The sequence below is a fragment of the Novosphingobium subterraneum genome, assembly GCF_000807925.1.
In the GTDB taxonomy this organism is placed as follows: domain Bacteria; phylum Pseudomonadota; class Alphaproteobacteria; order Sphingomonadales; family Sphingomonadaceae; genus Novosphingobium; species Novosphingobium subterraneum.
The window spans coordinates 34,027-49,048 of the sequence record NZ_JRVC01000024.1 but is presented as its reverse complement, the minus strand read 5'-3'; the positions used below and the strand labels follow the sequence as shown (position 1 = coordinate 49,048).

The 15,022-nt window shown below is 60.8% G+C and carries 15 protein-coding genes; 10 read left to right on the top strand and 5 right to left on the bottom strand.

Going from position 1 to position 15,022, the window contains the following annotated elements; all coding sequences use genetic code 11:
* Positions 1-23: 23 nt before the first annotated feature.
* Both NJ75_RS19620 and NJ75_RS19615 read right to left on the bottom strand, forming a co-directional pair.
* Positions 24-1,385: a nucleobase:cation symporter-2 family protein gene (locus NJ75_RS19620; protein WP_052242670.1), complete on the bottom strand. Its 1,362-nt coding sequence runs from the start codon at positions 1,383-1,385 to the stop codon at positions 24-26.
* A complete protein-coding gene (locus NJ75_RS19615; protein WP_082013484.1) occupies positions 1,375-3,657 on the bottom strand; it encodes a TonB-dependent receptor in 2,283 nt (760 codons plus the stop codon). Before NJ75_RS19615 ends, NJ75_RS19620 begins: the two co-directional genes overlap by 11 nt.
* Positions 3,658-3,815: 158 nt before the next feature.
* Between NJ75_RS19615 and NJ75_RS19610 the strand changes: the two genes are divergently transcribed.
* Positions 3,816-4,727 carry a LysR family transcriptional regulator gene (locus tag NJ75_RS19610; protein ID WP_039337583.1) on the top strand — a complete coding sequence of 304 codons (912 nt, stop codon included), beginning with the start codon at positions 3,816-3,818 and terminating at the stop codon, positions 4,725-4,727.
* A 29-nt stretch (positions 4,728-4,756) separates the two neighbouring features.
* Complete coding sequence (locus NJ75_RS19605; protein ID WP_052242668.1) at positions 4,757-5,659, top strand: LysR family transcriptional regulator; 903 nt, start codon at positions 4,757-4,759, stop codon at positions 5,657-5,659.
* Here NJ75_RS19605 and NJ75_RS19600 read toward each other — a convergent pair.
* The 3 genes from NJ75_RS19600 to NJ75_RS19590 all read right to left on the bottom strand — a co-directional run bounded on the left by NJ75_RS19600 (position 5,652) and on the right by NJ75_RS19590 (position 7,066).
* On the bottom strand, positions 5,652-6,221 hold the full coding sequence (locus NJ75_RS19600; protein ID WP_052242667.1) for a phosphoribosyltransferase: 570 nt from the start codon (positions 6,219-6,221) through the stop codon (positions 5,652-5,654). The two genes, NJ75_RS19605 and NJ75_RS19600, sit on opposite strands and share 8 nt — an antisense overlap.
* A gap of 95 nt (positions 6,222-6,316) precedes the next feature.
* The gene (locus NJ75_RS19595) at positions 6,317-6,559 is read right to left on the bottom strand and encodes an AlpA family transcriptional regulator (RefSeq protein WP_039337581.1); all 243 of its coding nucleotides are present in this window, start codon (positions 6,557-6,559) and stop codon (positions 6,317-6,319) included.
* Between the two features lie 45 nt (positions 6,560-6,604).
* Positions 6,605-7,066 carry a hypothetical protein gene (locus NJ75_RS19590; protein ID WP_039337579.1) on the bottom strand — a complete coding sequence of 154 codons (462 nt, stop codon included), beginning with the start codon at positions 7,064-7,066 and terminating at the stop codon, positions 6,605-6,607.
* Between the two features lie 350 nt (positions 7,067-7,416).
* On the opposite strand from NJ75_RS19590, the gene NJ75_RS19585 reads away from it, so the two are divergent.
* Genes NJ75_RS19585 through traC form a run of 8 tightly spaced genes read left to right on the top strand, consistent with a single transcriptional unit; the run spans position 7,417 to position 15,000 of the window.
* Positions 7,417-7,746, top strand: a complete 330-nt coding sequence (locus NJ75_RS19585) for a hypothetical protein (RefSeq protein ID WP_011445803.1) — start codon at positions 7,417-7,419, stop codon at positions 7,744-7,746.
* A gap of 26 nt (positions 7,747-7,772) precedes the next feature.
* Complete coding sequence (gene traL, locus NJ75_RS19580; RefSeq protein WP_020819170.1) at positions 7,773-8,060, top strand: type IV conjugative transfer system protein TraL; 288 nt, start codon at positions 7,773-7,775, stop codon at positions 8,058-8,060.
* A gap of 11 nt (positions 8,061-8,071) precedes the next feature.
* Entirely contained in the window at positions 8,072-8,644 is a 573-nt protein-coding gene (locus NJ75_RS19575) for a type IV conjugative transfer system protein TraE (RefSeq protein WP_039337575.1), read from the top strand.
* Positions 8,644-9,399 carry a type-F conjugative transfer system secretin TraK gene (locus NJ75_RS19570; RefSeq protein WP_039337573.1) on the top strand — a complete coding sequence of 252 codons (756 nt, stop codon included), beginning with the start codon at positions 8,644-8,646 and terminating at the stop codon, positions 9,397-9,399. The genes NJ75_RS19575 and NJ75_RS19570 overlap by 1 nt, the downstream gene beginning before the upstream one ends.
* The gene (locus tag NJ75_RS19565; RefSeq protein WP_039337571.1) at positions 9,392-10,732 is read left to right on the top strand and encodes a TraB/TrbI/VirB10 family type IV secretion system protein; all 1,341 of its coding nucleotides are present in this window, start codon (positions 9,392-9,394) and stop codon (positions 10,730-10,732) included. Before NJ75_RS19570 ends, NJ75_RS19565 begins: the two co-directional genes overlap by 8 nt.
* Entirely contained in the window at positions 10,729-11,643 is a 915-nt protein-coding gene (locus tag NJ75_RS19560; protein WP_039337569.1) for a DsbC family protein, read from the top strand. Before NJ75_RS19565 ends, NJ75_RS19560 begins: the two co-directional genes overlap by 4 nt.
* Positions 11,644-11,647: 4 nt before the next feature.
* Positions 11,648-12,457, top strand: coding sequence for a conjugal transfer protein TraV (locus tag NJ75_RS19555; protein ID WP_039337568.1), 810 nt, complete (start codon positions 11,648-11,650; stop codon positions 12,455-12,457).
* The gene (traC, locus tag NJ75_RS19550; protein ID WP_039337567.1) at positions 12,457-15,000 is read left to right on the top strand and encodes a type IV secretion system protein TraC; all 2,544 of its coding nucleotides are present in this window, start codon (positions 12,457-12,459) and stop codon (positions 14,998-15,000) included. Before NJ75_RS19555 ends, traC begins: the two co-directional genes overlap by 1 nt.
* Positions 15,001-15,022: the final 22 nt, after the last annotated feature.

Below are 15,022 nucleotides of genomic sequence, written 5' to 3'. Positions count from 1 at the left end.
CTCTCCGTGGACTGGCCGATCAATCATGCCAGAATGGTTTCAGGGGTTGCTGGCGGTGCCACAGCTGCAGCACCTGGAATTTCCTGGCGTCTAAGGAAAAAACTGAGGGCGACCGCAGTGAGGATACCCAGCAGCACGCCACTGTGTGTGAATGGAGCCAGAGCGTCTGGAACATGCGCGAAAAAACGTTGCGACATGCTCGGTATGAGGCCGATGGCGAGACTGGTTGCGACAATCAACATCTGATCGCGCGATTTGTCGAGACCAGCGGCGGCCAACGATCGGATGCCGGAGACCGCAACCATGCCAAAGAGAATAAGCGCCGCTCCTCCCAAGACACTGGGCGGGATGGCCGCGACCAAGGTCGAGAGCTTCGGCAGAAGCGCCAGCGCCATCATGATGACGGCCGCACCGACGCATACAAATCGGCTGCGGACGCCAGTGAGGCTGACCAGAGCTATGTTCTGTGCGTATGAAGTGTAAGGAAAGCTGTTGAATAGGCCGCCGACAACCGCACCGATGCAATCCGCGCGCAGCCCGGATGCAAGACGTTTATCGTTCATTGGCCGGTCGACAATCTCGCCGAGCATGGTCAGCATACCGCTCGATTCCACCATCGTAACCATCAGCACGATGATCATCGAAATCACCGCGACAGGGTCGAACACGGGCACACCAAAGTGAAAAGGAGTGACAAGGCGGACGACTGGCTCGCTGGCGATGTTTTCAAGATTGACCATGCCAGCCAGCCACCCCACCAGGTACCCTGCGGACATCCCAATCAGAATGGCACAGTTAGCGCCAAAACCTCGCAGAAGGCGCGAGCAGACCAGAATGGTGACAACGGTCAACGCCGCAATCGCCAGGTTACGCGGAGCGCCATAATCAGACGCTTCCGCACCCCCGGCAGCCCAGTCCACCGCGACACTCATCAAAGATAGGCCAATAAGCAGCATGGCTGTGCCGGTGACGGCAGGCGTGAACAAGTTGCGAAACCTGCCAACCATGCCGGCAAGCGGCATGACCAGCAGACCAGCCATAATCGAAGCGCCAAAAACTCCCGGCAAGCCGAGGCCGGGTTGTTGTGCAATTGCAATGGCCGGCATGACACCGACGAACGTCACTCCCATGACGACGGGAACCCTTGCGCCGAAGGACCCTATCCCGAGGCTCTGGATGAGCGTGACGATACCACATGCGAACAAATCTGCGCTCACGAGGTAGGCCGCGTCCTGCTGACTGAGCCGCAAAGCAGACGCAATCAGCAGGGGAACGGTGACGGCTCCGGCATACATGGTCAGCACATGCTGCATAGATAGGGCCGCCAACTGGCCGGGCGCCGGAATGACGTCGACCGGGTCCAGTTGGCAGACCTCAGAATGCATACTTCACCGATCCGATGACCTGACGCGGCGGCACGTACATGTCACTGGTTGTAAAGCTCCCGAAGGGGTTTGAGTACCGCGACGCGATGGCGGCTTTGTCAAACAAGTTCGTGACGGTAAGGCCGAGCGTCCAGCGCGTATCGGAAGGTTGATACGTGAAGTTGGCGTTCACGAGTGTGTAAGCTGGAACTACGTCACGAGCGCCGTCGTTGAATATGCGATACTGAAACTTCCCACGGTAGAGAAGTTCGACGTGCGACTTTAGGGTGCTCGCGCCCCCAAGCTCGAGCGTGTGGGTCAACCCTATGCCGCCTTGCCACGACGGAATCTTCGGGGGCTTATTCCCGTTGGTGTTGCGGACCTGCTGAGCGCGCAGGTTGATCGTGTAAGCGTCGAACGGACCGTATCCCAATGCGGCTGCACTGAGCGTCGCCTGATGTGCACGTGACGGATCGAGGGCAATATAGTCGCCGACAAGCTCGCCGTTAAGATAGGTCACATTGCCATCGAGCTTCAATGATGGGGTAATTTCGACTGCGCCTTCGACCTCGGCACCCCAGATGCGCGCCTTGGGCACGTTGGAAACCCCGCCCTGGAAGGGAATGGGATCTTCCTGCTGGTATTGCAGATTGCTGTAGTCGTAGATGAAGCCTGCTGCGTTCAACGTCACCCGGCCATTCACAAAGCGGTTCTTGGACCCCAATTCGTATGCCCAGACATGCTCGGGCTTATAGGTCAGTGGCACAAGCAGCGGCGTACTATTGTTGCTGACTCCCCCCGGCTTGTATCCACGCGAGATACTCACGTAGAGAAGGTTATCCGGCGCCACCTGGTAATCGATTTCGCCCTTCCCGGTCAGCGCGTTTTCTGAAGTTCGCGCGACGACAGTCGGCCCAAAGATGTTGAAGAGCGTCGAGTTACTGCTCTTGAACAAATCATGGTTGTACCTCAGCCCCAGAGTCGCGCTGACAGAGTCGGTAATCGTGTACTTAGCTTGCGCGAAACCAGCGTAGCTGTAGCGCTTCTGACGCGAGTTGAGCGCATAATCCAGGTTGTAAGGATAATTCGCAAAGGTCAGAGGCAGCGTAAGATTGTAGGTGGGGTTCGCGTCAGTGCCTTTGAACTCCAGGATGTCTTGCCCCAGCTTCTGATAAAGGAAGTAGGCACCTGCGATGAAGCTGATGGGACCGTTCCCGTTTGAGGTAAGATTTAGCTCCTGACTGAACGCATCAACGGAGTTGTCCCAGTAGGGCTGTACGTCGTATAGACCGATGGTCGCCAAGTTGGACCGATCGACATCGATCTGGTTGTGGTTGCGCGTGCTCTGATATGAAGTCAAAGATTTGAGAGTCACCGGACCGAAGTCATACGACAAATCAGCGTATGCCAGAAAGTATTCCATCTTATATTTGTTAGGATAATCCTGATTCAGGATCCGCGGGTCAGGACTAAGATCAAAGACATTTTTCTGAGCAGCGCCGTTCTCATCTGCATTAAAATATTGTGCTGACAGGGTTGCTGAGAAACGATCGGTTGGCTGCCAGAGAACCGCCACCTTTGCCGAGTACCGATCCGCGTCATCGAGACCGGTTGGCACCCCCAGCCCGATCTGCTTTGCAAAACCATCGTGCTTGTAACGCTGGAAGGTCGCGCGAACAGCAAGGGTGTCCGAAACCGGCAGATTGACCGTACCGGTGGCGCGCACAAGATTGTAATTGCCGAGTTCAACCTGCCCATAACCTTCAAGCCGTCCAAGTTTGGGCTTGGCCGTGATCGCATTTATGATGCCACCAGTCGCATTCTGGCCGAACACGGTGCCTTGCGGACCACGCAACACCTCTACGCGCTGAAGGTCGAGAAAATCCTGCTGGAGAGCATAAGGGCTGGCAACGTAGACCCCGTCGATATGGAAAGCCGTACCGGGTTGGGCGCTCAGATTGTCAGTAGCTTCGTAACCCACGCCGCGGATCGAGACGACCCGGACAAAGCTGCCACTATTGGCGACAGTCAGCCCCGGGACAAAACCGTTCAAATCGATCAACTGGTTGATGTTCGATTGCTTCAGAGCATCAGCCGTGATGGCAGTCAAAGCCAGCGGAGCTTTTTGGAGGGTCGTTTGCTGCTTCTCGCCAGTAACAACAATATCCGTCGATGACTCGCTTTCATTATCTGCAGCGGTGCCGTCTTCCGCGCGGGCGCTGACTGATATGCAAAGAATCATCGAGGCGGCGATGCCGCTCAAAAGCTTGGCTTTAACCTGTCCATTACGCATGTTTCATCCCCGATTTGGCACGAGTGGGCTCGCACCAGATTGTTGCCCTCCTCTCATGTTTTTGATCGTTGGCAGCTATGTGCCATTGCAGCGCAACCTTATCCATAGCATAATACCGCGGTCTCCGTTCGCAAAAACAGGACGCTTTGGAGGACGCTATGTTGCTCGGTCGTGCTGCGATTTATTTTGATGAAGTTGCGCGGCGTGGCGCGCTGCGCAGGGCTGCCGATGTTTTGCATATCGCTCCATCGGCCGTAGACCGACAGATCATCCAGTTAGAGGAGGAACTAGGAACCCAGCTGTTCGAGCGAACTCCATCCGGGATGAGAATGACCGCCGCCGGCGAATTGCTTGTTGATTGCGTTCGGCGATGGCGTCGGGACCTGCAACGGGTCCGCTCCGAGATAGACAATCTTGTCGGGCTGCGCCGGGGGAGCGTGTCGATTGGCCTGGTCGAGGGCGCTACCGAGTTCGTCGCAGCAGCTGCGGTATCGTTCAAGCAGCGTTACCCGGCCATCCAGTTCAAAATGCACGTTTATGGAGCTCAAGGCGTGGTCGATCAGGTGCTGGCCGGAGAAATTGACGTCGGATTGACTTTCAACCCGCCCGACAATCCTACCATCCGTCTCGACAGAACGATGATCTATCGTTTGGGGATCATAGTTCCAACCGACCATATTCTTGCGTCCCGAAACGAGATTTCGCTAGGCGAATGCTCCGAATTTGACCTGGTGATTCCAAGTGAGACACTGTCATTGCGCCGCGTCCTTGATAACGCATGGTCTAAAAACGCAGGCGGTCCCATTCACCCGGCACTCGAGGTCAACAGCATCGGCTTGATAAAATCTTTGGTTATCCACGGTGCTGGAGTTGGCTTCACAACTGCCTTCGACGCATTAAGCGAGATTGCGAAAGGACAGCTTGTCTTCATTCCTGTAACGGGCGGCAAAATTGACCTTTCAACGTTGTCTATCGTCAGCGCATCGGGCCGCAACCTGTCGGTTCCAGCCTCGCTACTGATACAACACTTAGCCCAGACCATGGAACTTGAGGGTGTGCCGACGATATGACAGCCCGGGCCCATCGCCTTCATGCGCCGATGATCGTTTACTTCGACGCGATCCGCCGGGCTGGTTCTGTCAGGGAAGCCGCGCGGCGCCTGAACGTAGCATCCTCGGCCGTGAACCGACAATTGTTGAAGCTTGAAGCCGAACTGGGAACACCTCTGTTCGAACGCCTTCCCGCAGGACTGAAACTAACGCACGCCGGCGCGGCATTCGCACGCCATGCCTTAGAGGTGCTTCAGGACGCCGAGCGCGTTCGCTCTGAACTCGAAGCGCTACAGGGCCTTCGCACCGGTCACATAGAAATCGGGGCGGTTGAGGCACTGGTGTCGGAACTCTTACCGGACTTGCTCGCCGAGTTCCGCTTGCACTACCCACGCATTACCGTTGGGGTCAATGTGATGGGTTCTTCAGCCATACCTGGGGCGCTGACCGGGGGAGAGGTAGACCTTGGGATAGCTTTCGGACTCGACCGCTCTACTGAACTTCAACAGCTCGGCGTGGCAACGTTCGCACTAGGGGTCGTCATGCGTCCGGACCACCCCCTCGCGCAACAAGCGGAGTTGTCGTTGTCCGCATGCCTCGCTTTTCCGCTTATCCTGCCGAAATCAGATCTCTCCATTTTCCGCATTCTAAATGGACTGGTGGGCAACATGCCCCAAGGCATCGTGCAGACCAACTCCGTTGAACTTGCCAAACAGTTGACCCTTCGAGGCTTTGGGCTGTCGTTTCAGACAAGAGTTGGGATCGAACGCGAGATCATTGCAGGGGACCTGATCCACATTCCAATTCGCCGACCAAAGCCAATCACCACGGATTTGGGGTTTTACGTCCGCACTGCGAAGAGCGCCCCGGTCGGCGTGCACGCGTTGGTGGATCTGTTCGCAGTGCAGCGTAACGGGACAACAGAGCCTCTTCTTTCAAGTCACACTACATAGGGAAAGGGACGGAATCGCCCGGCGCGCTCGCTAGACCAAGACGATCTGGATCCTCACGAGCATCGCGTTCTTGAGCCTCTCTGCTAGCAACTGCACCCCATGGAAAGATGAACCATCGTTTGTCGAGCCTTCGATCGAGAGACATCGCCACATATTCCGTAACCTCCCGGGATGAGACATTTCCTATTAGCACCGCGAAACGAAAATTCTCGCGAACCGCGCCATTATCTATCAAGATTTTACGAAACCGGGCGATCGTCTTTCCGCTGTCGTTTATATCGTCGACGAAAAGGTATCTCTCGCCAGCGGCGCAACAGCCTGCCAGATAGACCAAGAGATCATCCGAAAAGACATTTACTTTAGAGCTATGATCGATCGAAAGAAGTGGAATATTCAATTTATGTGATAAATAAGTTGCAGGAACCAGCCCTCCCCTGCCTATTCCTACGATATAGTCCGGAAGCCAACCGTCTTTGTGGACCCCGGCAGCGATAACCTCCACATACTCCAAGAATTCGCCGTAGGGCATCGCAGAGAACTGAATTTCTGATTCGGACGTCATGGGATTCCTTCAGGATCGGAGCCCGGCAGATTAAGTACATTGGTCCAGCCCTGCAACCGCGCGACGCCAGAGAAATGGTTCGATGGCGTACCGGGTCAACCTTTGCCATTGGCGGCCACTTGGGCTATCCAAGCGTTGATTTCCACCTCGACCCAGACGGCGCATTTGGGGCCGAGTGATCGTGACCTTGGGAAACGCCCTTCGCTCATCCGCTGATAGATGGCTGAACGGCGCAGCCCGACGCGGGCCATCACTTCAGGCAGTCGAAGAAGTCGGGCCGGCGACACAGTTTCCGCCGGCGGCAGGTAGGGCGTTTCATCTTGTGCGGAATGCGACATTGCTCATCTCAATCCTAAAGTTCGGTCCCCTCCGAACTCCCAGGCTTACCGTGACAGCGACATGGCGATGTCGCGATTGGCGAAATCATCGATGTGTTTGGCAAGCATTCGCGCCACAAGCTGCGAGGTGCCATTGGCCCACCGAGGCCGCAGATCTTCAATCCGTCGTCCCAGGGTCCGCTGCAGATGGACGGGCAGGCTGGTGAAGAACTCTTCGAGAAATTCGCCCATCTCGCCATGCATCCACTCGCAAGCGAGATCTTCCTGCCCGGCGAGCGCGAGAATCATTGTGGCGCGAGGGGGAGCTCCGCAGGCGGCAAGCACACGAGCTGCTTCGTCGAGCCCGATAGGCCGCTCGCCACGCGCTACGCGAAGCAGGGTCTCCCGGTGCATCCCGCATTCACTGGCAATCCTGTGGCGGGGTTTGCCGCCGGCATCGATCGCATGGGCGAGCACGCGAGCCAGACTTTGATTAGCCGGTCTGGCAACGGTGGTTGGATGGTGCATGGCTGTCTCCTTGCATCTGCACTGATGCGATTCGCAGGCATATCGCGAAGCATCCCATGTAGGAAAATGAAAAGAACATACATGGAACATCTCGTTTACAGGCGAGTCAGCTCCTCTATCCGAGTCGTCGCCAAATCCCGGCTGCCGTGACGGCGTTCACCGACACAAAAAGACTGGTTTTACGTCTCTATCGTCGATTTTATGCGTTGAGCTGGAAAAGATGCGTCCACATCCTTCCACCTCCAGACGGTATTGCCGCTGAACACTTTCCTACGAACATTTCCTAGATGCATGTGGAACACACAGCGAACGCAAGAACGCTGTGACCACCCCTCCAAGCGGAGCTTCACATGCAGTCTCTCACCCTCCCCCGGCGCGCCAGCGTCAAGGGTCTCGGCAAGACCCTCAACATTGCCATCCCGGTCGCAATCGCGGCGCTTGCGGCGAGCGCCGCCTATGCCGGCGCTGACACGACCTTCACCCCAGCCCTCACGAAGTTCACGGACTTTCTGGAAGGCTCGGGCGGCAAGATCATCACGGTTCTCAGCCTCGCTGGCGGCCTGATCGGTCTGGCATCCGGGCGTTTTTCGCTCGGCCAGGTCGCCGTTCCGGTGGGTGTCGGCATCGGTGTCGGCACGGGTGTTCCGATCGTCACCTCGGTTGTGACCGCGGTCATCTGAGCGCGGCAAGGGAAGGCGGCGTCGCCATGGCAGACCCATACATCATTCCTCGACGGCTCGATGACCCGGAGCTTATCGGCTTCTGGACCATCGACGAGTTCGCGGGAATGCTGGCCCCCTTCACCTGGGGGATCCTCACCCAGCATATCTTTATCGGCATCATAGTCGCCTTCGGCGCCTGGTTCGCATTGCGAAAGGCAAAAGCAGGACGCGCCAGCTCCTGGGTAGCCCACGCCGCATACTGGTATCTGCCTGCAGGATTTCTGGGCCTCAAGGCAACGCCGCCTTCCCACTGCCGACTACTCGCCGGTTGAGGGGCACTTCCATGTATTCCGACATATCCCACGAACGGCAGCAATCGCTGCTGCGCCAGCGGAACCTCTTTGCGCTCACCAGCGCCGGCCTTGGCCTTGCACTGGTCATCGCAGGGAGCCTTGCCGCCACCCGCGACCGCGAAGTGGTGCTGGTTCCGACTGTTCCCAAAGCGCTCACCGTGAGCAGTGCCGGGGTCGAGGCCGATTATCTCGAGCTCGTCACCCGCGATGCGGCCCTTGTTCTTCTCAATCGCAGTCCGGAAGGCCTCGATTACTGGATGAACGAAATCCTGAAGCTGGCAGATCCCGCAAGCTATGGCCGCCTCAAGGCCGAGCTCGTCCGGATCGTCGAAGAGCAGCGGGGCTCGGATGTCACCCAGGCATTCGTTATCCGGTCGATGACGGTCGATCCCAAGGGTCTGACATCGGATGTGACCGGCACGCTCAAGACCTTCGTCGGCGCGCAGGTGATTGCCAGCGACGAGCGCCGTTTCCGCTTCAGCTGGACTTACCGCGGCCTGCGCCTGGCGCTCGCCGGGTTTGCCCAGCTCCCCCCGCAGGACAAATCGAAGGAGGCCCAGTGATGGCTTACCGAAAAGGGACCCATACACGGGGTCTATTTCTGAGCGCGGCCGCTCTGCTCACCGCAGCATCCCCCGCTCATGCCGCCGACCAGTTCAAGCAAACGGCTGACGGCGCCGGAATCGAGTGCAGCGTTTCAGCGCGCGAGCTGACCCGCTTCGCATTGGTCGACGACCAGTTCGCCAGCGTCTCCAAGATCTCGACCGGCACGCCCTACAACGACTTTGCAGTGACCAGCGAGCCGGTGCGCGGCGACATCTATGTCTCGGTGCCGGAAACTTACGCGGCGCGGTCGATCAGCTTCTTCACCACCACCAAGAAGGGCTTCGTCTACAAGGTGGCGTGCCGGGTTGAGCAAATTCCGGCGACCCAGGTCTTCATCACCAACCCCGTCATCGCGAAGAACCGGGCGGCGGATTGGGAAAGCCAGACCCCGATCGAGACCAGCGCCGTCAGGCTCATCCAGGCGATGGCCAATGACCGGACGGTCGACGGTTTCGAGGTCCGCCAATCGACTGCCATACCCGCACGGGTCGGCGATCTCGAAGTCCAGCTCATCGCTGATTATCGCGGCGCCAGCCTCACTGGGAAGGTCGTCCGCATCCACAATCGCGGAACGAAACCCGTGACGCTCGCCGAACGCGATCTCGCACCGCGCGACACGCTCGCCGTCTCGATCGCCGATCCGAAGCTTGAGCCCGGGGCCAGCACAACCGCCTTTGTTGTCGGCGCAAGCGGGGAGACCGGCAATGACTGATGCACCCCATACGCCAAGCACTGCCCCTTTGCAGGCCGAGAGCGCGGCATCGTCCGAACTTTCCGGGCTCAACGCCCGCACCGCGCGCCGTCAGAAGCTGCTGCTGGGGTCGCTGGGAGCACTCGCCCTCATCGGCGGAAGCTGGTTCATCCTTGGCGGCGACGACAAGGCCAAGACCGGCGATCCCAATGCGGCGCAGACGATCGACACGGCAGGCCTGGTCAACCGCGACCTGTCCCAGCGCGAGTTCGTCGCGACCTACGGCAACAGGCTCGATGCGGTCACCCGCGAGCAGAAGGCGCTGAAGGATGGGAGCGTCCCGCGGACGGAGATCGAGGCGCAGCTGGCAGCTCTCAAAGCCGAGAACCAGGCCATGCGTGTCGATGGACAAGCTGCGATCGATGCTATCTCGGCAGAGAACGCCGAGCTCAAGACCCGGCTTGCCGCGCAGCCTGCATCACCGGCACCGGCTGTACCGCCACCGGCTTATGGGCCGCAGGCAGGCGCCTATGACGCAAGGGCCCGGTCACCTCAGACCAGTACCGGCGCCGCAGCAGGCGATCCCCAGGGCGGCATGATCTCGTCGCCTGGCGAGGTGAAGCTGATGAGCTTCAGCTCCGACAAGGCAACGACCAATGGCCTCCGTGTGGGCCGGCCCGATGCGCCACCGGTCGTCGTCGAGGATTCGCCCGATTACCTGCCGCCCAACTCCTACGCGCCGGCACGCGTAATCGTCGGCGTCGATGCCTCGGCAGGCGTCGCAAGCCAGACCGATCCGCTGCCTGTGGTGCTTCGGATCACCGGCCCTGCTCGTTCGGTCATGCAGAACGGAAAGGTTCTGACCACCCGGATCCAGGGCTGCGTTGTCAACGGCGCGGCACGCGGGGATCTCAGCAGTGAGAAGGTCTACGTGAAGCTCGCCCGCATGACCTGCGATCAGCCTGGCGGCAGGGTCGCAGTGAGCGAGGTCAAAGGCTTCATCAGCTTCGCCGGCAAGTCCGGGGTCCGCGGCCGCGTCGTCAGCCGCGAAGGCAGCCTTGTCAGCCAGGCCCTGCTGGCCGGGATCGTCGGCGGCTTCGGGCGCGGCTTCTCGGCCAATGCCAACAGCGTCTTTTCCGGCGTCACGACCAACCCCGACGGCAGTCGCTCCAAGCTCTCGGCCGGCGACATTCTCGGTGGCGGGCTTGGCCAGGGTGCCGCCGACGCTGCCGACACGGTCAGCAAATACCTGATCGAGCGCGCCGAACAGTACCAACCCGTCGTCGAGATGCCGACCGGCATCGATGTCGAGATCGTGTTCCTCGACGGCGTCTACGTGAGGAACTCCCAATGATCGAAAATACTCTCCTCGAGCAGGACAATCGTCGGCGCCGCTGGTTGCGTACCAGCGCCGGACTGGCGGCGATCATCGCCGTGTCGGCCGCGACGGGATGGGGTGTGGCAAGCCTCGCTGCCCCTGCTGCCGCTCCGGACACGGCGAAAGTTCGAGAGGCGCTCAAGCTGCGCCTGCCCAAGACGCCGATCGACGCGATCAACTGCAAGGGCCTTGGCGGCCTGTGCGAGGTCGCGTCCAAATCGACGCTCTTCTACGTCGACCGGGCTGCAAAGTATCTGGTAATCGGCCGGGTCTACGACATGGAAGCCCGTCAGGATCTGACGGCCGCCCGATTGCTTGCCCTCAATCCCGACCTGTTGGCATCGGGAGCAGCTCGGCGCAGCAATCCCGAGACGCAAGCGGAAGGCGGCCCGAGCGCAGCCGCAGCTTCAGATCGAAACGCGGCACCGCGACATGTCCCGCTCGGCAAGCTTCCCGCCAAAGGCGCCATCACCTGGGGACCGGCCGATGGTCCACGTGTCGTCGTCTTTTCAGACTTCCACTGCGGCTATTGCAAGAAGCTCGAGGCCGAATTGAAGGCGATCGGGGCGCGGGTTGAAGAGCGGCCAATCTCGATCTTCGGGGCGGAAAGCCGGCGCGATGCCGAACGGGTGCTGTGCTCGCCGCAGCCTGAGCTGGCGCTACATATGGCCTATTCGGGTCTGGCGCTCGCCAATCCCAAACCCTGCGACACAAGCGGTCTCGATGCCAACGAGGCCTTCGCGCGGGCCCACGGTTTTGGCGGCACCCCTGTGATCGTGCGCCCCGCCGATGGCGCCGTTCTCGAAGGCTTCCGGCCTGCCGCTGTGCTCCGGGACTTCCTGCGCGCTGGCCCATCCCTGGCGCCCACCCCTGCTCCCAAAGGATAGACCCATGCTTTTTCCGACACGTCTCCTTGCCTGCGCCTGTCTGGCCGGTCTTGCCAGTGGCTGCGCCACGTTCGGCACCAACGTCGAGGGCGATTTCACCTGCCGCGCGCCGAAGGGCGACTGCGCACCGGCTCACATCATCGATGCCAAGGCGACTGACAATCTGTCGAACGGCGCGCTGCTCCATGCTGACGCGCGGCAGAGGTCAGGCGTCGTGGATGCCGACACCAGCCGCACAGCGGAACGCACCTTGCGCGTCGTCTTCCCCGCTCATGTCGATGAAGCTGGAACGCTGCATGACGAAGCGGTCGCCTGGACCGTCGTCGAAAATCCGCGCTGGGCCACCGAGCTGCGCCGCAAGGCGGGCGAGGGCCAGGGCGGATCCCTGATGCGCCAGGTCCGTCGGCAGCTGAAAGCCGCTCAGAGAGCCCCAGCACCGGACGGTGCGGAAGGAGACCCGAACGTAGCTGACGAGGCGTCGCCCTTCTCGTCTGCACGCGACGACGCGGGTCAGGCTGGCGGCATCTGGGGCGCCGATGCCCCCAGTCCCTTCAACGAAACTTCAGATGCCTCGCCGCTGGCCCTCCCCTCCACGGCGCGCGAGGCCGTTGCCGGTGCCAAGGCACCGGCGGTCGAGGGGTTCGACACGTCGCCTCCCCCGCGTGATCGAGCCCCTCGGCCTGAGGCGGGGCAGAGCACTCCGGTGTTCCCGAGCGCAGCGGCGATTGAAGCCGCAAAGGCCGCAATCCGCCCGTCAGTCAGAACCGGCGAACAGCCGATCGTCAGCACCTCGCAGCCCAAGGAACCCAAGTGATGGCCGAACAACTCAAGACCGTCGTCGATCGGCTGCTCAGCGGATTGCTGGGTGATGCCGAACACGCCGACAAAGCCCGTCCGCAGCTCATGGTCGATATGCTCTCCGACTGGCTCCCCTACCGGGTCTATGATCCGGCAACCCGGCTCTACTTCAACGCGCGCTCGAAAGGCTTCGTCCTCTCGGTCACGCCGCTGATCGGTGCTGACGAGCGCACCGGGGAAATCCTGGGACAGTTCTTCTCGGAAGGCCTGCCAGCAGGCGCCTGCCTTCAGGTTCTCCACCTTGCCAGTCCGCGTATCAGCAGGATCGTCGGCCCGTGGTTCGCGCCGCGGTACATGCAAGGCGGCGTGTACGAGGCAATTGCCCGGCACCGAGCCCGGCGGCTCTATTCGCTCGTTTGGGAATCCGGCTCGCCGGACGCGCCGTTCCACGCCCGTCACCACCAGGTCATCGTCTCGGTCGGGGTGCCGACCTCCAAGTCGGTCAGCAACGAGGATCTCAAGCAGACCCGCGATGGGCTGGTGGCGATGCTCAAGTCGCTCAATCTCGGCGTGGTCGAAGTCGGGCCGGAAGCGCTCATCGCTGTCATCGATGATCTGACTTCGCCCACCACCGCCCCGCAGGACGATGCGGTGCCCTACAACCCGAATGATCCAATCGCCGCCCAGGCGATCCGCCACGACATCGAACTGGTGGTGGCTGAAGATCGCATGCGGCTCGTGACCGAGCGTTTCCGTCCCACTGGCAAGGTCAATGACGGCGTGCCCGAGATCGGGACCGTCTATCCCGATGCCTTCGATGTCCGGCATTTTGCCGTACGCAACATGCCATCGCGCTGGGCCCCGTGGGAATGCGCGCGGCTGATCGGCGACCTGTTCACCGACAAGCTGCGCTTCCCCTGCCCCGCCGCCACCATGCTGTGTCTCGTTTATCCGGATCAGGAGGCTGCATCGGCGAAGGCCGGATTCAAGTTCATGCGGACGACCAGCCTCGCCGGAACCCGCAGCGCGCGGTTCCTGCCTCGGATCGGCGAACAGGCCGCCGAGTGGCAGCATGTTCAGGCCGAGCTCCAGGAAGGCCGCCGTCTCGTGCGGGTTTTCTACGGTGTCACGACCTATTCACCGCTGGGCCAGGGAGATCGCCACGAACGCGCGATCAAATCGATCTACAAGGCGGCGGGCTGGGACCTTACCGACGAGCGCTATCTCCAGATCCAGGGATTGCTCGCCGCGATGCCGCTCACCCTGGCTGACGGGCTCGGCACCGACATGGAGCGGCTGAAGCGGTTCAAGACTGTGTTGTCGACCACCGCCGCCAATATCGCGCCCATGCAGGGCGAGTATCTCGGCAGCGCCCACCCCCACCTGCTGTTCGTCGGGCGGCGCGGCCAGCCCTTTTTCTGGTCGCCGTTCGAGAACGAGGCCGGCAACCACAATGTTGCGATCTGCGGCAAGTCGGGATCGGGCAAGTCGGTGCTGCTCCAGGAGATGTGCGCCGCGCTGCGCGGCGCCGGCGCCCAGGTGGTCGTGATCGACGATGGCCGCAGCTTCGAGCACTCGGTCAAGCTGCAGGGCGGCCGCTTTGTCGAGTTCACAATTGCAGCGGGCTTCTGTCTCAACCCGTTCTCGATGATCGATGCGACCCGCGCCGCCGAAGACGAGGACTACCGTCTCGACTGCTTCGGGATGATCAAGGCCATCGTCGGGCAAATGGCTCGCCACAGCGCGAAGCTGACGGATACTGAGCGCGGATTGATCGACCGGGCGGTCAACCTCGTCTGGGCGCAGCACGGCGCGGCTGCCACAGTTACGACCGTCGGCGAGATGCTGGCCAGTCTCGGCCATGACACTGCCGCTGATATCGCAACCGCGCTTGCCCCCTACATGGCGGGCGGAACTTACGGCGCCTTCTTCGAAGGCCAGGCAAGCCTCGACCTCGATGCGGACTTCACGGTCTTCGAGATGTCCGACCTTGCGAGCCGGGAGGATCTGCGCAGCGTCGTCCTCTCAGCCATCATGTTCATGACCAGCCAGGCGATGACGCGAAGCCCGAGGTCGCTGCGCAAGCTCCTGCTGATCGATGAAGCCTGGTCGATGCTCAAGGGCGGCTCGATGGGTGAATTCGTCGAAACCTACGCCCGCACCTGCCGCAAGTATGGCGGCGCGCTGGCGACCGCTACCCAGTCGCTCAACGACTACTACAAGTCCGACGGGGCAACGGCGGCGCTCGAGAACAGCGACTGGATGCTGATCCTCCAGCAGAAGCCGGAGACGATCGCCGATTTCAAGGCGAGCAAGCGCCTCGATATGGACGATCGCACCGAGACGCTGATCCGCAGTCTCAAGCGCTCCGGGAGCGACTATTCCGAGGTGTTCATCAAGGGGCCGGAGACCGAGGCGATCGGGCGGCTCGTGCTAGATGACTATTCGGCAACGCTCTTCTCGAGTTCGCCCCAAACCTTCGCCGCCATCGATGCCGAGATCGCGCGCGGGCACCAGCTCGCCGATGCCATCGAGCGCATCGCTCATCCCAACCGCTGACACCCCATCACCAAAGGATCCC